At 68.8% G+C, this 17995-nt stretch carries 13 protein-coding genes; 8 read left to right on the top strand and 5 right to left on the bottom strand.

Going from position 1 to position 17995, the window contains the following annotated elements; all coding sequences use genetic code 11:
- Positions 1-15: 15 nt before the first annotated feature.
- The 5 genes from J8I33_RS12210 to xylA form a co-directional block, all read right to left on the bottom strand.
- Entirely contained in the window at positions 16-1215 is a 1200-nt protein-coding gene (locus J8I33_RS12210; protein WP_089490446.1) for a sugar ABC transporter permease, read from the bottom strand.
- The gene (gene xylG, locus J8I33_RS12205) at positions 1212-2771 is read right to left on the bottom strand and encodes a D-xylose ABC transporter ATP-binding protein (RefSeq protein WP_050016753.1); all 1560 of its coding nucleotides are present in this window, start codon (positions 2769-2771) and stop codon (positions 1212-1214) included. The genes J8I33_RS12210 and xylG overlap by 4 nt, the downstream gene beginning before the upstream one ends.
- A gap of 64 nt (positions 2772-2835) precedes the next feature.
- Complete coding sequence (gene xylF, locus J8I33_RS12200) at positions 2836-3864, bottom strand: D-xylose ABC transporter substrate-binding protein (RefSeq protein WP_050016752.1); 1029 nt, start codon at positions 3862-3864, stop codon at positions 2836-2838.
- Positions 3865-3951: 87 nt separating this feature from the next.
- Positions 3952-5430: a xylulokinase gene (gene xylB, locus J8I33_RS12195; RefSeq protein WP_209935942.1), complete on the bottom strand. Its 1479-nt coding sequence runs from the start codon at positions 5428-5430 to the stop codon at positions 3952-3954.
- 4 nt (positions 5431-5434) lie between these two features.
- Complete coding sequence (gene xylA / locus J8I33_RS12190) at positions 5435-6757, bottom strand: xylose isomerase (RefSeq protein WP_124555388.1); 1323 nt, start codon at positions 6755-6757, stop codon at positions 5435-5437.
- Positions 6758-7020: 263 nt separating this feature from the next.
- Between xylA and J8I33_RS12185 the strand changes: the two genes are divergently transcribed.
- The 8 genes from J8I33_RS12185 (at position 7021) to J8I33_RS12150 (ending at position 17949) form a co-directional block, all read left to right on the top strand.
- Positions 7021-8214: a DNA-binding transcriptional regulator gene (locus tag J8I33_RS12185; RefSeq protein WP_124652464.1), complete on the top strand. Its 1194-nt coding sequence runs from the start codon at positions 7021-7023 to the stop codon at positions 8212-8214.
- 27 nt (positions 8215-8241) lie between these two features.
- Entirely contained in the window at positions 8242-9330 is a 1089-nt protein-coding gene (locus tag J8I33_RS12180) for an aldose epimerase family protein (protein ID WP_209935935.1), read from the top strand.
- A 235-nt stretch (positions 9331-9565) separates the two neighbouring features.
- Positions 9566-11062: an efflux transporter outer membrane subunit gene (locus J8I33_RS12175; protein WP_209935928.1), complete on the top strand. Its 1497-nt coding sequence runs from the start codon at positions 9566-9568 to the stop codon at positions 11060-11062.
- Positions 11059-12132: an HlyD family efflux transporter periplasmic adaptor subunit gene (locus J8I33_RS12170; RefSeq protein ID WP_050016742.1), complete on the top strand. Its 1074-nt coding sequence runs from the start codon at positions 11059-11061 to the stop codon at positions 12130-12132. The genes J8I33_RS12175 and J8I33_RS12170 overlap by 4 nt, the downstream gene beginning before the upstream one ends.
- Positions 12129-14933: a ribosome-associated ATPase/putative transporter RbbA gene (rbbA, locus tag J8I33_RS12165; protein ID WP_245171908.1), complete on the top strand. Its 2805-nt coding sequence runs from the start codon at positions 12129-12131 to the stop codon at positions 14931-14933. Before J8I33_RS12170 ends, rbbA begins: the two co-directional genes overlap by 4 nt.
- Positions 14934-14935: 2 nt before the next feature.
- Positions 14936-16060, top strand: coding sequence for an ABC transporter permease (locus J8I33_RS12160; RefSeq protein WP_209935922.1), 1125 nt, complete (start codon positions 14936-14938; stop codon positions 16058-16060).
- Positions 16061-16230: 170 nt separating this feature from the next.
- Positions 16231-16416, top strand: coding sequence for a DUF2964 family protein (locus tag J8I33_RS12155; protein WP_176015933.1), 186 nt, complete (start codon positions 16231-16233; stop codon positions 16414-16416).
- A gap of 129 nt (positions 16417-16545) precedes the next feature.
- Positions 16546-17949, top strand: a complete 1404-nt coding sequence (locus tag J8I33_RS12150) for an MBL fold metallo-hydrolase (protein ID WP_209935917.1) — start codon at positions 16546-16548, stop codon at positions 17947-17949.
- Positions 17950-17995 lie beyond the last annotated feature (46 nt).

Raw genomic sequence — 17995 nt, 5'->3', positions numbered from 1 at the left:
GCGCCGACCCGCACGTCAGCGCCGGTTCGACCGCGACACCACGTCGATCCACACCGCCAGCACCAGCACCGCGCCCTTGACGATCATCTGCCAGTACGCGTCGACGTCGAGCATCGACATCCCGTTGTCGAGGCTCGCCATCACGAGCGCGCCGATCAGCGCGCCGTAGACGGTGCCCGACCCGCCGCGCATCGACGTGCCGCCGATGAAGCACGCGGCGATCGCATCGAGTTCGCCCATCGAGCCGGCCGACGGCGACCCGGCCGCGAGCCGCGCCGTGTTGACGAGGCCGGCGAACGCGCACATCAGCCCCATCAGCGCGAAGATCACGAGCTTCACGCGATCGGTGTCCACGCCCGACAGCCGCGTCGCCTCCAGGTTCGACCCCACCGCATAGATGCGCCGGCCGAACACGGTCTGCGTCGCGATCCACGAGAACACGCCGAGCAGCACGAGCAGCAGCAGCACGGGCACCGGAATGCCGCCGTAACGGTCGAGCGTCGCGACGAACGCGAACAGCACGGCGCCCGCGCCGACGATCTTCGCGACGTCCTGCCACAACGGCGCGACCGAGAGCCGGTAGCGCCGCCGCGTGCCGCGCTGCCGCACCACCAGCAGCGTCGCGACCACGAACAGCAGCACCGCGAGGCCGTCCCCGGCGAGACGCGGCAGATAACCCTGCCCGATGAACACGAAGCCGTCCGACACGGGCGCGATCGTCGAGCCGCCCGTCACGCCGAGCAGGATGCCGCGAAACGCGAGCATCCCGCCGAGCCCCACGATGAACGACGGCACGCGCCGATAGGTCGACCACCAGCCGTTGAAGAGTCCGATCAGCACGCCGAGCGCGAGCACGGCCGGGACCGTCGCCGCAACCGGCCAGTGGCGGTTGACGTCGAGGATCGCGGCGACGCCGCCGAGCAGCCCGAGCAGCGAGCCGACCGACAGGTCGATCTCGCCCGCGATGATGACGAACACCATCCCGCACGCGAGCATGCCGGTGATCGACATCTGCCGCAGCAGGTTCGATACGTTGCGCGGCGTGACGAACGCGCCGTCCGTCAGCACCGAGAAGAACGCCCAGATCGCGACGACCGCGAACAGCAGCGCGAGCACCTTGTAGCGCGTGAAGACGTGGCGCAATGGCAGCCGCGGCGCGCGGCCGGCGTCTGCATCCGGCGTCGCCGGGGTCGAGGAAGAAAGTTCGGAATTCATGTCGCACTCGCTGCGGTGGGTTCGGCCGGCAGCCGCGCGGGCTTCAGCGCGGCGCCGAGAATCTGTTCCTGCGTGAGGCCCTGGTTGACGAAATCGCCGCGCAATTCGCCTTCGCCGATCACCAGCACGCGATCGGCGAGGCCGAGCACTTCCGGCAGTTCCGACGACACGACGATCAGCGCGACGCCGCGCTTGGCCAGCGCGAAGATCAGCCGGTAGATCTCGGCCTTCGCGCCCACGTCGACGCCGCGCGTCGGTTCGTCGAGGATCAGCACCTGCGGCTCGGTCAGCAGCATCTTCGCGAGCACCGCCTTCTGCTGGTTGCCGCCCGACAGGCTCGCGATCGACAGGAACGGGTGGGCGGCACGCACCGACAGCCGCTGCATCTCGGTGCGGATCGCGTCGAGCTCGGCGGCCGCGTCGATCCGCCCGCGCGCCGCGAAGCGCTGCAGCACCGCGAGCGTGATGTTGTGGCCGACGCCGAGCTGCGGCACGATGCCGTGGCGCTTGCGGTCCTCGGGCACCATCGCGATGCCGGCGCGGATCGCGTCGGCCGGCGAGCGGATCGACAGCGGCCGGCCGTTCATCGTCACGGTCGCCGTGCACGCGCCCGGATACGCGCCGAAGATCGCCTGCATCAACTCGGTGCGCCCCGCGCCGACGAGCCCGGCCACGCCGACGATCTCGCCGCGCCGCACGCTGAACGACACGTCGTCCACGCGCTTGCGGCGCGCGTTCGTCACGTCGCGGCACGTCACGTGGCGTACGTCGAGCACGACGTCGCCGATCTCGTGCGGCTCGCGCGGATACAGGTCGCGGATCTCGCGGCCGACCATCATCGCGATGATCCGGTCGGTGGTCAACGCGGCCATCGGCTCGGTCGCGACATGGCGGCCGTCGCGGATCACGGTGACCGTGTCGCACACGGCCGCCACCTCGTCGAGCTTGTGCGAGATGTACACGCACGCCACGCCGCGCCGCTTCAGGTCGCGCACGATGTCGAGCAGGATCCGCGTTTCCGACGCGCTCAGCGACGACGACGGTTCGTCGAGGATCAGCAGCTTCGCGCGCTTGTTCAGCGCCTTCGCGATCTCGATCAGCTGCTGGTGGCCGCCGCCGTAGTTCATCACCGGCTGCGCGACGTTGATCGAGTCGATCCGTAATTCCTGCAGCAGTTCCTCCGCGCGCTGGACCATCGCCGCGAAGTGCATGCGCCCGCCCGGCAGCGTGATCTCGTTGCCGAGGAAGATGTTCTCGGCCACCGACAGTTCGGGCACGAGCATCAGTTCCTGATGGATGATCGCGATGCCCGCGCGCTCGGTGTCGCGCACGCCGGACGCCACGAGCGGCGCGCCTTCCCAGCGGATCTCGCCGTCCCACGTGCCGTGCGGGTACACGCCCGACAGCACCTTCATCAGCGTCGACTTGCCGGCGCCGTTCTCGCCGCACAGCCCGACGCATTCGCCGGGGCGCACGGTCAGGTCGATACCGTCGAGCGCCTTCACGCCGTCGAATGCCTTGACGATGCCACGCATCGTCAGCAAGGGTTCCGTCATTCGTTCATTGCCTCGCAGTAAGCGGCCGCCGTCGCGGCGGCCGCGCGTCGCGTCCGTCGTACGCTTACTGGCTCGCCAGCTGGGCCTGGGTATAGAAGCCGTCCTTCACGACGACGTCGACGTTGCGCTTGGTCAGCAGCGTCGGCTGCAGCAGCACCGTGTCGACCTTCTTCTTGCCGTTGTCGTACTGCGCGTTGAACGCAGGCTTCGTGCCCTTCGCGAGATCGACCGCCAGCTTCGCGGCTTCGCTCGCGATCAGCTTCAGCGGCTTGTAGACGGTCATCGTCTGCGTGCCGGCGATCACCCGCTTGACCGCGGCCAGATCCGCATCCTGCCCGGACACCGGCACCTTGCCGGCCAGATGCTGCGCGGCGAGCGCCTGGATCGCGCCGCCGGCCGTGCCGTCGTTCGACGCGACGATCGCGTCGATCTTGTTATTGTTCGCGGTCAGCGCGTCCTCGACGATCCGCAGCGCGGTCGACGCGCTCCATTCGGGCACCCACTGCTGGCCGACGACCTTGATGTCGCCGCGGTCGATCGCGGGCTTCAGCACCTTCAGTTGTCCTTCGCGCAGCATCTTCGCGTTGTTGTCGGTCGGCGCACCGCCCAACAGGAAGTAGTTGCCCTTCGGCTTCGCGTCGAACACGCCCTGCGCCTGCAGCTCGCCGACCTTCTCGTTGTCGAACGAGATATACGCGTCGACGTCCGCGTCGAGAATCAGGCGGTCGTACGACACGACCTTGATGCCGGCCTTGCGCGCTTCGGCGACGACGTTGCCGAGCGTCTTCGAGTTGAACGGCACGATGACGATCACGTCGACGCCGCGCGAGATCAGGTTCTCGATCTGCGAAATCTGCCGCGCCTCGCTTGCGTCGGCCGACTGCACCGACACCTTCGCGCCGAGTTTGGTTGCGGCTGCAACGAAATAGTCGCGATCGCGCGACCAGCGCTCGACGCGCAGGTCGTCGATGCAGAAACCGATCTCGGGCTTGTCCTTGCTCGCATGGGCGAGCGGCGAGCCCAGTGCGAGGATCGCCAGCGCGGCGGCGCCGGCAAGCGAACTCAATACGGTACGACGCGTCACGGATTTCATGTCTCCACTCCTTGTTATGGAACCACTCACGAACCGCGGGCGGCCGCCGGATTGCACCGCCCGCATCGATTCACTGCAACGTGCGTGTCAAGCGCCCGTCGCAAACACCGGTTCGAGCGCCCGATACAGCGCGCGAAACGTCGGCCGGCGCACGTCGCGATACCACGCGTGCCGCTCGGGATCGGGCTCGCGCACCGCGACGACGGGCGGTTGCGGGCACACGTCGTCCAGCCGCGCACGCGGTTCGACCGCGAGGTGCGCGAGGCGCGCGGCGCCGAGCGCCGGCCCCACTTCGCCGCCTTCGCGCAGCGTCAGCGCGCGGCCGCTCAGGTCGGCGAGCATCTGCGTCCAGTACGCGCTGCGCGAGCCGCCGCCGATCACGGTGATGCTGTCGGGGGCGAGCCCGGCCGCATGCAGCGCATCGATGCCGTCGAGCAGCGCGAAGCCGACGCCTTCGAGCGTCGCGTTCGCGAGATCCGCGCGCCGCGTGTCCGGCGTGAGCCCGTAGAACACGCCCTTCGCGTTCACGTCGTTGTGCGGCGTGCGCTCGCCGCTCAGGTACGGCAGGAACCACGGGCGGCTCGCGCGTGCGTTCGTCTCCGCATCGTCGAGCAGCGCCGCGACGCCGTCGTAGCCGGCCAGTTGCGCGGTGAAGTCGATGCAGCCGGCCGCGTTCAGCATCACGGACATCAGGTGCCACGTATCGGGCAGCGCATGACAGAAGCTGTGCACCGCCGATTCGGGATTCGCGCGAAACCCGTCCGACACCGCGAAATACACGCCCGACGTGCCGAGCGACAGCAGCGCATCGCCGGGCCGCACGATCCCGACGCCCACCGCGCCGGCCGCGTTGTCGCCGCCGCCCGCCACCACCGGGATCTCGCGCAGGCCCAGCGCCCGTGCGACAGCCGGCAGCAGCGTGCCGGTGATTTGGTTGCCCTCGAAGACGGCCGGCATCTGCGTGCGCGACAGCCCGCAGGCGGCGAGCAGCGTGTCGTCGTAATCGCGCTTCGCGACGTCGAGCCACAGCGTGCCGGCGGCATCCGACGAATCGGTCGCGAACGCGCCGGTCAGCCGGTAGCGCAGATAATCCTTCGGCAGCAGCACGTAGGCGATGCGCGCGAACACGTCGGGCTCGTGACGCCGCACCCACAGCAGCTTCGGCGCGGTGAAGCCCGGCATCGCGATGTTGCCGGCCACCGTGCGCAGCGCGGGCGCGAGCCGTTCGAGTTCGTCGCACTCCGCGTCGGCCCGGCCGTCGTTCCACAAAATCGCGGGGCGCAGCACGTCGCCGTGCGCATCGAGCAGCGTCGCGCCGTGCATCTGGCCGGTCAACCCGAGCGCGTCGATGTCGCGCGGATCGATGCCGGCCGTACGCGCCTCCGCCACGAGTGCGGCGAGCGCGTCGCAGGCGGCCTCCCACCAGTCGCGCGGCGCCTGCTCGGACCAGCGCGGCTGCGGCCGGCTCACGGTGAGCGGACGGCTCGCGCTCGCGCGCACCGCGCCGTCACGGTCGAGCAGCACCGCCTTCACGCCCGACGTGCCGAGATCGAGTCCGATGTACATGGCGTCAGCGCAGCCCGTAGATCGCCTGGTTCACGATGTTCTCCAGCCGCTCCTGCGCGCCGCTCGCATGCCGCGGGTCCACACCGCGCGCGAGCGCATCGGCCGCCAGCGACTCCAGCGTGTAGCCACCCGACAGGATCTTGCGGCCGAATTCATCGTCCCACTGCGCATAACGCTGCCGGCGCAGCGCGTCGAGCCGGTCGTTCTCGACCAGCACCGCCGCGCGTTCGAGCGCGAGCGCGAGCACGTCGATCGCGCCGACGTGGCCGTAGAACAGGTCTTCCGGATCGATGCTCTGGCGACGCACCTTCGCGTCGAAGTTCATCCCGCCGGTCGTGAAGCCGCCGTGGCGCAGGATCTCGTAGAACGCGAGCGTCAGCTCCTCGACGCTGTTCGGGAACTGGTCGGTGTCCCAGCCGTTCTGCGGATCGCCGCGGTTCGCGTCGACGCTGCCGAACACGCCGAGCGCGAACGCGTTCGCGATCTCGTGATGGAACGAATGGCCGGCGAGCGTCGCGTGGTTCGCCTCGATGTTCACGCGGATCTCGTCCTGCAGCCCGTACTGCACGAGAAAGCCGTGCACGGTCGCGACGTCGTAGTCGTACTGGTGCTTGGTCGGCTCCTGCGGCTTCGGCTCGATCAGCAGCGCGCCCTTGAAGCCGATCCGGTGCTTGTGCTCGACGACCATCGACAGGAAGCGGGCGAACTGGTCGCGCTCGCGCTTCAGGTCGGTATTGAGCAGCGTCTCGTAGCCTTCGCGTCCGCCCCACAGCACGTAGTTTTCGCCGCCGAGCCGGTGGGTCGCGTCGAGCGCATGGCACACCTGGGTCGCGGCCCAGGCGAACACGTCGGGGTTCGGGTTCGTCGCGGCGCCGGCCGCGAAGCGCGGGTGCGAGAACAGGTTCGCGGTGCCCCACAACAGCCGTACGCCGCTGGCCTGCTGGCGCTCGCCGAGATAGTCGACCATCCGCGCGAAATTGGCCGCGTATTCGCGCAGGCTGTCGCCTTCCGGCGCGACGTCGGTGTCATGGAACGTGTAGAACGGCGTGCCGAGCTTCGTGAAGAATTCGAATGCGGCATCGGCCTTCATCCGCGCGCGTTCGAGCGCGTCGCCGGGCTGGTGCCACGGCCGCTGGAATGCGGCCTGGCCGAAGATGTCGTTGCCCGGCCACACGAACGTGTGCCAATAGCAGACCGCGATCCGCAGATGCTCGGCAAGCGTCTTGCCGAGCACGCGCTTCTCGGGGTCGTAATGGTGATACGCGAGCGGATTGTCCGACTGCGGGCCTTCGTAGCGAATGGCGGGAATGTGTTCGAAATACGACATGGCGTCTCCGTGCAGGTTCTTGTTGCAGCGCAACGCGCGTCGCGGCGACGCACGCGGCCGAATTCGGTTGGCTGGATCGTGCCCCCGCGCCTGCCGGCCGGCAATTGCGAAATTGCGCAGCGCGCTTGATGTTTCTTGCCAGTCGTACGCGTGCGGCCTGCGTTCCGTCCTACAATCGCCGTACACCAGACAACCGCGCGCCGCCGTCGAGCGCGCCCCGGAGACAACGGCACGGCGCCCCGACGCGCTCACCCGACACCGAGATGACACGCGCCCCATCCGCCCAGACACCGCACCGCATCGCGCTGCTGTTCAACGCGAACAAGGTCTACGACCGCGAGATCATCAGCGGCATCGGCCAGTACCTGCACACGACGCGCGTCGTGTGGGACCTGTTCCTCGAAGACGATTTCCGCTGCCGGCTCACCGGAATCGAGCGTTTCGACGGCGACGGCATCATCGCGGACTTCGACGACCCGGCCGTCGCCGACGCGCTCGCCGGCTCGCCGCTGCCGATCGTCGCGATCGGATCGTCGTACGAGGACCCGGCGCAGTACCCGGACGATGTCCCATATATTGCGACGGACAACCCGAAGCTCGTGTCGCTCGCCTATACGCACCTGATCGGGGCCGGCCTCGCGCATTTCGCGATGTACAGCCTGCCGGTCGCGCAGGAAAACCGCTGGGCGCAGCAGCGCGAGCTGGCGTTCGACCGGCTCGCGCGCGCGGACGGGCTCGACGCGCCGATCTATCGTGGGCTGTCGACCAGCGCGTCGGGCTGGAATCACGCGATCGAGCAACTGATCGACTGGCTGCATGCGCTGCCGAAGCCGGTCGGCGTGATCGCGGTGACCGATGCGCGCGCGCGGCATCTGCTGCAGGCGTGCCTGATCGCCGGCATCGCGGTGCCGGAACAGGTCGCGATCATCGGCATCGACAACGATCCGCTCACGCGCACGCTGACGCGCATTCCGCTGTCGTCGGTGATCCAGGGCACCGAGGAAATGGGCCGCACCGCCGCGCACCTGCTGCACCGGATGCTGCGCGGCGCACGCTTTCCCGGGCAGCGCATTCTCGTGCCGCCGGTCGGCATCAACGTGCTCGAATCGACGCGCCACCAGCCGCTGGCGAGCCCGCACGTGATGCGCGCCCGGCATTTCATCCGCCAGTACGCGTGCCAGGGGATCAAGACCGAACAGGTCGCCGACTATGTCGGCGTGTCGCGCTCGCTGCTCGAGGAGCACTTCCGGCGCGAACTGCAGCGCACCGTGCATCAGGAAATCCTGCGTCACAAACTCGAAGCCGCGCAGGCGCTGCTCGCCGGCCGGCAGGCGTCGAGCGCGGAAGTCGCGATCCGTTGCGGGTTCACGTCGCTTCAATACATGTACGCGGTGTTCCGGCGCGAACTCGGCTGCACGCCGCGCGAATATCAGGACCGCGCGGCCGCCACGAACTGACGCCCGCCGCCCATTCGACATCCACTCATGCACATCGATACCGATTCCTCACCTCTGACACCCGGCGTGGCACGCGTGCTGGCCGAGCCGTGGGGCACGTTGCCCGACGGCGAACCCGTGCGGCGCTACACGCTGCGCAACGCGCACGGGATGCGCGTCGTCGTCAGCGATCTCGGCGCGACCGTCGTGTCGTGGCTCGCGCCCGACCGCACGGGGCGCCTGGCCGATATCGTGCTCGCGCACGACACGCCGGCCGAGTACCTCGAATCCGGCGCCTATCTCGGCGCGACGGTCGGCCGCTGGGCGAACCGGATCGCCGGCGCGCGCTTCACGCTCGACGGCGTCGACTACCTGCTCGACCGCAACGAGAACGGCAACCTGCTGCACGGCGGCGCGAACGGCTTTCATCGCGCGCGGTGGGACGTGGTCGACGATAGCGGCGGGCTGACGCTGCGGCTCGATTCGCCGGAAGGCGATGCGGGATTCCCCGGCAACGTGAGCGTGCAGGTACGCTACACGCTCGACGACGACGGCACGCTGACGATCGACTATTCGGGGTGGACCGATGCGCCGACGCCGCTGAACCTGACGAACCACAGCTACTTCAACCTGAACGGGCGCGCGGGCAGCGACGTGCGCGGCCATCTGCTGCACATCGACGCCGACGCGTTCCTCGAAGTGGACGATGCGCTGATCCCGACCGGCACGGCCGACGTGACGGGCACGGCGTTCGATTTCCGGCACAGCGCGCCGATCGGCGCACGCCTCGACTGGCCGCATGCGCAACTGGCGCGGGCGCGCGGTTTCGATCACTGCTACGTCGTCGGCAACGGCGCGCGCGAGGTCCGGCCCGTCGCACGGATCTACGATCCGGAAAGCGGCCGCGAGTTGATGGTGTCGACCGATCAGCGCGGGCTGCAGCTCTATACGGGCAACTATCTCGACGGCCTGCGCGTGAGCGGCGGCACGCGCTGCGTGCAGCACGCGGCGCTGTGCGTCGAGGCGGGCGGGTTTCCGGACCAGGTCAACATGGACGGCCTGCGCGACGACGTGATCGTTCGTCCGGGCGACGTCTATCGGCAGACCACGCGGTATCGGGTCGCGGTTCACGCATAGCGTGCGGGCGTGAGGCATCGCCGGCAAGCGAGCCGCGCCGGCGTCGCCCGTAAGCGGAACATCGGCTGACGCGAATTACCGCTGCCTGTCAACCGAGGCCGCCCTCGACCCGCATTCCCGCCGCAGTGATTCAGATCAAGGGGGCGCGCGGCAATCGTCGGATATAAGTGAACCCGAAGCGGCGTCGCCACGAGCGCGGCGCCATCCCGTGTTCGTGTAGCCGATGAGGAACCCCATGCGCGCCGTCGCGCTTCCGCCGCTGTTTCAGCCTGCCGCCGCGCGGCGCGTTCGTCTCGTTGCGCTGGCAGCCTGTGCGGGCCTGCTGTCGGGATGCCTGTCGCTCGCGCCACCCGACGAACGTCCCGCCGCGCCGATCCCCGCCGCGTTCCCCGATCCTGCCGCCCGCAGCGCCGCCATTGCGCAGGCGCCGCCCGCCTGGCAAGACTACTTCGTCGACGGACGTCTGCGTGCGTTGATCGAGCAGGCGCTCGCCGACAACCGGGATCTGCGCGCAGCGGTTGCACGCGTCGAACAGGCGCGCGCCGTCTATGGCATCCGCAGCGCGGATCAGTGGCCGACGATCGGCGCCGGCGCGGCCTACGCGCGGTTTCGCACAGCGGGCGGCTTCCTGACGCCGACGCCGGTCATCGGCCAGGTCTACGAGATCCAGCTGGCGGAGACGCAATGGGAGATCGATTTCTGGGGCCGCGTGCGCAACCTGAAAGCGTCGGCGCTGCAGCGCTATCTCGCGAGCGATGCGGCCCGGCAAGCGGTGACGCTGAGCGTGATCACCGGCGTGGCGGACGCCTATCTGACCCTGTGCGAGATCGATGAACGGATCGCGCTGACGCGCGCGACGATCGACACGCGACGCGAATCGCTGCGGATTTTCCGGCTGCGTCACGCGGCCGGCGCGATCTCGCGGCTGGACCTGACGCAATCGGAAATCCTGCTGCAGCAGGCCGAGTCGCTTGGCGTCCAGTTGCAGCAGGCGCGGGCATCGGCGGCCGATGCGCTGGCATTGCTCGTCGGTGCGACGCCGGCGCTGGCCGACGCGCCGCTGACGCTCGACGATGGCGCCGTGATGCCGTCGCTCGCGCCGGGCCTGCCGTCGTCGCTGCTCGCCCGGCGTCCGGACGTAATCGCGGCGGAGCACGAATTGCAGGCCACGCGCGCGAACATCGGCGCGGCGCGCGCGGCGTTTTTCCCGCGTATCGCATTGACGAGCGCGATCGGTTCGGGGAGCACCGCACTGCGCGACCTGCTGTCGTCCGGAACGGGCGTGTGGTCGGTGATTCCGAACGTCACGCTGCCGCTCGTCGACGGCGGCCGCAATCGGTCGAATCTCGCCCTCGCGCACGCCCAGCGCGACGAGGCGCTCGCCCAGTACGAGAAGACCGTGCAGCGCGCGTTTCGCGACGTGTCCGATGCACTCGCCGCACGCTACTGGCTCGCCGACCAGGTCGCGATCGAACGGGCGACGCTCGCGTCCCAGGCCGAGCGCGCACGTCTGGCGAAACTGCGCTACGACAGCGGCGCCACCCGCTTCCTGGAAGTACTCGATGCGCAACGGGACCTGATGAACGCCGAGCAGCAATGGGTGATGACGCGTCGTGCGCTGCTATCGAGCCGCGTCGCGCTGTACGGCGCGCTCGGCGGCGGGACCACCGATACCGACAGCGCCGCCGCGGCATCGAACCACCTTTCCATCGATTCGGGTTCCAGACCATGAAGACCATCAAGCGCCCTCTTCTGATCGGTGCCGGTGCGGCCGTGCTCGCGATCGGCCTCCTTTACTACGGCTGGACGCGCTGGCGCGACGCACAGACGGACGCCGGGCTCGTCAGCGGCAACGGCCGCATCGAGGCGACCGAGATCGACGTCGCGACCAAGCTGCCGGGGCGCGTCACCGCCATGCTCGTCGACGAAGGCGATTTCGTGAGTGCCGGTCAGCCGCTCGCCCGCATGGACGTCGTCGTCCTGCGGGCGCAGCTCGACGAGGCGCAGGCCCGGGAACAACAGGCGGTGAACACCGCGGCGAGCATCGACGCGCAGGTGGCCCAGCGTCGCAGCGACAAGGCCGCGGCGGCCGCGCTCGTCGTGCAGCGGGAAAGCGAGCTCGACGCGGCCACGCGCCGGCTGGCACGCTCCGAAACGCTGTCGCGGGACGGCGCGTCGTCGCTGCAGGAACTCGACGACGATCGCGCGCGCGCCGGCAGCCTGCGGGCGACCGTCAACGCCGCGCGCGCCCAGGTCGAAGCCGCGCAGGCCGGGATCGACGCCACCCGCGCCCAGCTCGTCGCCGCCCGCTCGGCGGTGACGGCCGCGCAAGCGACCGTCGCGCGCGTGCAGGCCGATATCTCGGACAGCGAGCTGACGTCGCCGCGCGACGGGCGGGTCCAGTATCGCATCGCCGAATCGGGCGAAGTCCTGCCGGCAGGCGGCAAGGTGCTCAATGTCGTCGATCTGTCCGACGTCTACATGACGTTCTTCCTGCCCGAAACGGTTGTCGGCAGAGTCCCGCTCGGCGCCGACGTGCGGATCGTGCTCGATGCGGCGCCGGAATACGTGATTCCGGCACGCGTGTCCTACGTGTCGAGCACGGCGCAATTCACGCCGAAAACGGTCGAGACGGCCACCGAACGGCAGAAACTGATGTTTCGGGTCAAGGCGCGCATCGACCGCGATCTGCTGCAGCGCCATCTGAAGCTCGTCAAGACCGGCCTGCCGGGTGTCGCGTGGCTGAAGACCGATCCGAACGCGGGCTGGCCGGCGCGCCTCGCGATCAAGGTGCCGCAATGAACGCGACGTTGCCCGTCGCTAGCGGTGCCGGTGCGGGCGAAGGTCCGCCCGCATCCGTTGAATCGGGCGTGGTCGCCCGGCTGTCGGGCGTCTCGTTGCGCTACGGCGATACCTGCGCGCTCGACGACGTGACGCTCGATATCCCGGCCGGCCGCATGGTCGGGCTGATCGGACCGGACGGCGTCGGCAAGTCGAGCCTGCTCGCGCTCGTGTCCGGCGCACGGGCGATCCAGCAGGGCCGCGTATGGGCCCTCGGCGGCGACCTGTCGTCGCGCGGCCACCGCGCACGCGTATGCCGGCGCATCGCCTATATGCCGCAAGGGTTGGGTCGGAACCTGTACGCGACGCTGTCGGTCGAGGAAAACCTGCAGTTCTTCGCCCGACTGTTCGGCCACGATGCGGCCGAGCGACGCCGCCGCATCGACGCGCTCACGCACAGCACCGGGCTGCATGCGTTTCTCGACCGCCCCGCCGGCAAACTGTCCGGCGGGATGAAGCAGAAACTCGGCCTGTGCTGCGCATTGATCCACGATCCCGACCTGCTGATCCTGGACGAACCGACGACCGGCGTGGATCCGCTGTCGCGCGCCCAGTTCTGGGAACTGATCGACCGTATTCGCACCGCGCGTCCGGCGATGAGCGTGCTCGTTGCGACCGCGTACATGGACGAGGCCCGGCGTTTCGACTGGCTGATCGCGATGGACGCCGGCCGCGTGCTCGCGACGGGCAGCCCCGGCGACCTGCTCGCCCGCACCGGCTGCGACACGCTGGAAGCCGCGTTCATCGCGTTGCTGCCGGAAGCGCGCCGGCACGGGCACCAGCCGATCCGGATCGCGCCGTTCCAGCCCGACGCGACCGACGGCTACGCGATCGAGGCCGACGGCCTGACGATGCGGTTCGGCGATTTCATCGCGGTCGACCACGTGAGCCTGAAGATTCGCCGCGGCGAAATCTTCGGCTTTCTCGGCTCCAACGGCTGCGGCAAATCGACGACCATGAAGATGCTCACGGGCCTGCTCGCCGCGTCCGAAGGCACGGCGACGCTGTTCGGCCGGCCGGTCGCCGCGAACGACATCGATACGCGCAGGCGCGTCGGCTACATGTCGCAAGGGTTTTCGCTGTACGGCGAACTGACCGTCCGGCAGAACCTCGTGCTGCATGCGCGCCTGTTCGGCGTGCCGGAAGCGGACCTGCCCGCGCGCATCGACGAAATGGTCGGGCGCTTCGGTCTCGCGGACGTACTCGATGCGCTGCCCGAACGCCTGCCGCTCGGCATGCGGCAGCGGCTGTCCCTTGCCGTCGCGATGGTGCACAAGCCCGAACTGCTGATCCTCGACGAACCGACGTCGGGCGTGGACCCGGTTGCGCGCGACGACTTCTGGCGATTGATGATCGAGCTCGCGCGCAACGACCGCGTCACGATTTTCATTTCGACGCACTTCATGAACGAGGCCGCCCGCTGCGACCGCATCTCGCTGATGCATGCGGGCCGCGTGCTGGCGAGCGCCGCGCCGGACGAACTGGTTCGCCTGCGCGGCGCCGCCACGCTCGAGGACGCGTTCATCGGCTACCTGACCGACGCGCAACGCGGCGACAGCGCACCGACGGACACGTCACCGGGCGCCGACTGGCTCGCCGCGTCGCCCGACGCGAGCGACGCCGGCCGCGGCGCCGCCTGGTTCAGCCCGGCGCGCGCCGGCAGCTACCTGTGGCGCGAAGTGCTGGAGCTGCGCCGCGACCCGCTGCGCGCGACGCTGGCGCTGTTCGGTTCGCTCGTGTTGATGTGCGTGATCAGCATCGGCATCAGTCTGGACGTGGACAACCTGACGTTCGCCGTGCTCGATCGCGATCAATCGATGCTGAGCCAGGACTACGCGCAGCATCTCGCGGGCTCCCGCTACTTCGTGCCGCGCGCCCAGCTTGCCGATGACCGCGATATCGATCGCCGCATGCGCAACGGCCAGCTGTCGCTCGCGATCGAGATCCCGCCCGGCTTCGCACGCGACGTCGCCCGCGGCCGGCACGTGGAAATCGGCGCGTGGGTCGACGGCGCGATGCCGATGCGCGCGGAAACGATTCGCGGCTACGTGGCCGGCATGCACGAGAACTGGCTGCGCGATCAGGCGAAGCGCCGGCTCGGCGTGTCGCTCGTCCCGGCAGTCGACGTCGCGATCCGCTATCGGTACAACCCGGACGTCAAGAGCCTGCCCGCGATGATTCCCGCGATCATGCCGATGCTGCTGCTGATGCTGCCCGCGATGCTGACGGCGCTCGCCGTCGTCCGGGAACGCGAGCTCGGATCGATCGTCAACCTGTACGTGACGCCCGTGACCCGCGCCGAATTCCTGCTCGGCAAGCAGGCGCCGTACGTGATGCTGGCCATGCTGAATTTCCTGCTGATGGTCGTGCTGGCCGACGTCGTGTTCGGCGTGCGGATCAAGGGCAGCTTCGCGACGCTGGCCGCCGCGGTGCTGATCTTCAATGTCGTCGCCACCGGCATCGGGTTGTTTGCGTCGACGTTCACGCGCAGCCAGATCGCCGCGATCTTCATGACGATCGTCGGCACGCTGATCCCCGTCGTGCAGTTCTCGGGCCTGCTCACGCCGCTGTCGTCGCTCGAAGGCAGCGGCAAGTGGATCGGTACGATCTATCCGGCCACCTACATGCTCGCGATCAGCCGCGGCGTCTACAACAAGGCGCTCGGGCTCGCCGACCTGTCGTCCCAGTTCTGGCCGCTGCTCGCCGCCGTGCCGGTCATCATGGTGACGACCGGCGTCCTGCTGCGCAAACAGGAGCGCTGACCATGTCGCGCGTGCTCGCCATCTACCGGCTCGGGATCAAGGAACTGTGGAGCCTCGCCCGCGACCCGATCCTGCTCGCGCTCATCGTGTATACGTTCAGCGCGTCGATCTACGTCGCCGCGACCGCACGCCCCGAAACGCTGCACAAGGTGCCGATCGCGCTCGTCGACGAAGACGCGTCGCCGCTGTCGGCACGGATCGCGGCGGCGTTCTTTCCGCCGCAGTTCGCGCCGCCCCCGGTCGTCGACGCCGGCGCGGCCGATCGCGGGCTCGACAACGGCGACTACACGTTCTCGCTCGACATTCCGCCGAGCTTCCAGCGCGACGTGCTGGCCGGCCGTCATGCGACGATCCAGCTCAACGTCGATGCGACACGCATGACGCAAGCCTTCACCGGCAGCACCTACATCCAGCAGATCGTGTCGGGCGAGATCGACGCGTTCGTGCGGCGCTATCGCGGCACGCCGCCACCGCCGGTCGATCTCGCGCTGCGGATGCGCTTCAACCCGAATCTCGACGAAGTCTGGTTCGGCGCGCTGATGGAACTGATCAACAACGTGACGATGCTGTCGATGATCCTCACCGGCGCCGCGCTGATTCGCGAGCGCGAACACGGCACGATCGAGCATCTGCTCGTGATGCCGGTGACCGCAGCGGAGATCATGCTCGCGAAGGTCTGGTCGATGGGGCTCGTCGTCACGGTGGCGGCCGTCGCGTCGCTGACGTGCGTCGTGGGCGGCGCGCTGCACGTGCCGATTCCCGGCTCCATCCCGCTGTTCGTGGCCGGGATGGCGTTGCACCTGTTCGCCACGACGTCGATGGGGATCTTTCTCGCGACGCTCGTGCGCAGCATGCCGCAGTTCGGCATGTTGCTCGTGCTCGTGCTGCTGCCGCTGCAACTGCTGTCGGGCGGACTGACGCCGCGCGAAAGCATGCCGCCGGCCGTGCGGGACATCATGCTGGCCGCGCCGACGACTCATTTCGTCGAACTCGCGCAACGCATCCTGTACCGGGGCGCCGGCTTCGATGCGGTGTGGCCGCAGTTCGCGGCGCTGTTCGCGATCGGGGGCGCGCTGTTCCTGCTGTCGCTGATGCGATTCCGCAAGACCATTGGTCAGATGACTTGATCGCCCCACGGCCTGATTGCCCGATTGCGCGCGAGGCCGGGATTCGCCGGTTGATACAGATCAACCGCGCCGGAAGCCGGTACGCGATCATGACGCCATAGCTTGCGAAATCGCAAACTGCCGCTGCGTGCCAACGCGGACGAACACCGGCCGCTCCACGGGAGAACGTCATGATTCGCCATTCGTACCGGACCACGCTCGCCACGCTGGGCGTGTTCGTCGCGCTCGCGTCGCTACTGGGCGTCGTGCACGCGATGCTGGTCGACGCGCACGTGCTGCCGTACGCGATCGTCGCGCTGGTGTCGGGCGGCGTCGCGTTCGTCGCGCAGCTCGATCCCGCGCCGCGCGAGCGCTAGCGAAACCGCCGGACGCGCCGCATTCGACATCATGCTTGATGCGGGAATCGCTGATTTCCGTCAATCGCCGCGCGCCGCTTCGCGATGTAATCGACGCACCGAACCCCTCGACTTCCAGTGAGACGAGCGATGAAACTGACTTTTCTCGGTGCCACCGAAACCGTGACCGGCTCGAAGTATCTGGTCGAGCAAGGCGGCCGGCGCGTGCTGATCGATTGCGGCCTGTTCCAGGGCACGAAAAACCTGCGCTTGCGCAACTGGAGCCCGCTGCCGCTCGCACCCGACTCGCTCGACGCGGTCGTGCTCACGCATGCGCATCTCGACCATACCGGCTATCTGTCGGTGCTGGCGCGCGAAGGCTATCGCGGCCCGGTGTACTGCACGGCGGCCACGGCCGAACTCTGCGACATCATGCTGCGCGACAGCGCACGGCTGCAGGAGGAAGAAGCCGACTTCGCGAACCGGCACGGCTACTCGAAGCATCATCCGGCGCAACCGCTCTATACGCTCGACGATGCGCAGCGCGCGCTGCGGCTGCTGAAGCCCGTCGCCTTCGACGAATGCACGGCGCTCGGCGATGGCCTCGCGTTCCGCCTGCTGCCGGCCGGGCACATCCTCGGCGCGGCGAGCGTCGTGATGCACTGGGATCACAAGGTGCTCGCGTTCTCGGGCGACCTCGGCCGCTATCACGACCCGATCATGCAGCCGCCGCGGCCGCCGGCGCATGCCGACTATCTCGTCGTCGAATCGACCTACGGCGACCGGCTGCATCCGGATTCCGATCCCGAGAACGAGTTGGCCACGTTGTTCGACACGACGTTCGCGCGCGGCGGAGTGGTCGTGATGCCCTGCTTCACCGTCGGCCGCGCGCAGGAGATCCTGCACTACATCGCGCGGCTGAAGGCGTCCGGCCGCATGGCGCGCGTCCCCGTGTTCGTCGACAGCCCGATGGCGACCGACGTGACCGACATCTATCGCCACCACATCCTCGAACATCGGCTGACGCTTTCCGAAGCGAACGCGCTCGGCCACGCGGCGACGATGATCCGGACGGTCGAGCAGTCGAAGGCGATTGCGGAACACCACGGCCCGATGGTCATCATCGCCGGCAGCGGCATGGCCACGGGTGGCCGCGTGCTCCATCACCTGAGCCGCTACGCGCCCGACGTGCGCAACACGATCGCGCTGGTCGGCTATCAGGCGGCCGGTACACGCGGCGCGGCGCTGGCCGCGCACGAACCGACGGTCAAGATTCACGGCGAATACGTGCGCGTGCGCGCGCAGGTCGAGTCGATCGCCGCGCTGTCCGCGCATGCCGACTACGAGGAGATTCTCCGGTGGCTCGGCACGATGCAGCCCGCGCCCGCACGGACCTTCATCACGCATGGCGAACCCGCATCGGCGGACGCACTGCGGCGGCGCATTTCGGAGCGATTGCACTGGCCGTGCGAAGTCCCGACCTACGCGCAGACCGTCGATCTCGACGCAGTCGAATCGGACGATGCGCGCGAGCCGGCCGGCGTTTCGTCCTGACTACGGCGCCGGCGAAACGCCGGTAGACACCGGTCGGGCGCGGCAA

Origin of the sequence: Burkholderia sp. AcTa6-5, from assembly GCF_017815075.1 — a bacterium.
Lineage (GTDB): Bacteria > Pseudomonadota > Gammaproteobacteria > Burkholderiales > Burkholderiaceae > Burkholderia > Burkholderia sola.
This window is presented reverse-complemented; position numbering and strand designations above follow the sequence as displayed.

Coding starts and splice junctions, on each gene's coding strand:
- J8I33_RS12150 (WP_209935917.1), top strand. CDS start 16,546: ATGAAACTGACTTTTCTCGGTGCCACCGAAACCGTGACCGGCTCGAAG.
- xylA (WP_124555388.1), bottom strand. CDS start 6,757: ATGTCGTATTTCGAACACATTCCCGCCATTCGCTACGAAGGCCCGCAG.
- J8I33_RS12170 (WP_050016742.1), top strand. CDS start 11,059: ATGAAGACCATCAAGCGCCCTCTTCTGATCGGTGCCGGTGCGGCCGTG.
- J8I33_RS12155 (WP_176015933.1), top strand. CDS start 16,231: ATGATTCGCCATTCGTACCGGACCACGCTCGCCACGCTGGGCGTGTTC.
- J8I33_RS12160 (WP_209935922.1), top strand. CDS start 14,936: ATGTCGCGCGTGCTCGCCATCTACCGGCTCGGGATCAAGGAACTGTGG.
- J8I33_RS12175 (WP_209935928.1), top strand. CDS start 9,566: ATGCGCGCCGTCGCGCTTCCGCCGCTGTTTCAGCCTGCCGCCGCGCGG.
- J8I33_RS12180 (WP_209935935.1), top strand. CDS start 8,242: ATGCACATCGATACCGATTCCTCACCTCTGACACCCGGCGTGGCACGC.
- J8I33_RS12185 (WP_124652464.1), top strand. CDS start 7,021: ATGACACGCGCCCCATCCGCCCAGACACCGCACCGCATCGCGCTGCTG.
- J8I33_RS12210 (WP_089490446.1), bottom strand. CDS start 1,215: ATGAATTCCGAACTTTCTTCCTCGACCCCGGCGACGCCGGATGCAGAC.
- xylG (WP_050016753.1), bottom strand. CDS start 2,771: ATGACGGAACCCTTGCTGACGATGCGTGGCATCGTCAAGGCATTCGAC.
- rbbA (WP_245171908.1), top strand. CDS start 12,129: ATGAACGCGACGTTGCCCGTCGCTAGCGGTGCCGGTGCGGGCGAAGGT.
- xylB (WP_209935942.1), bottom strand. CDS start 5,430: ATGTACATCGGACTCGATCTCGGCACGTCGGGCGTGAAGGCGGTGCTG.
- xylF (WP_050016752.1), bottom strand. CDS start 3,864: ATGAAATCCGTGACGCGTCGTACCGTATTGAGTTCGCTTGCCGGCGCC.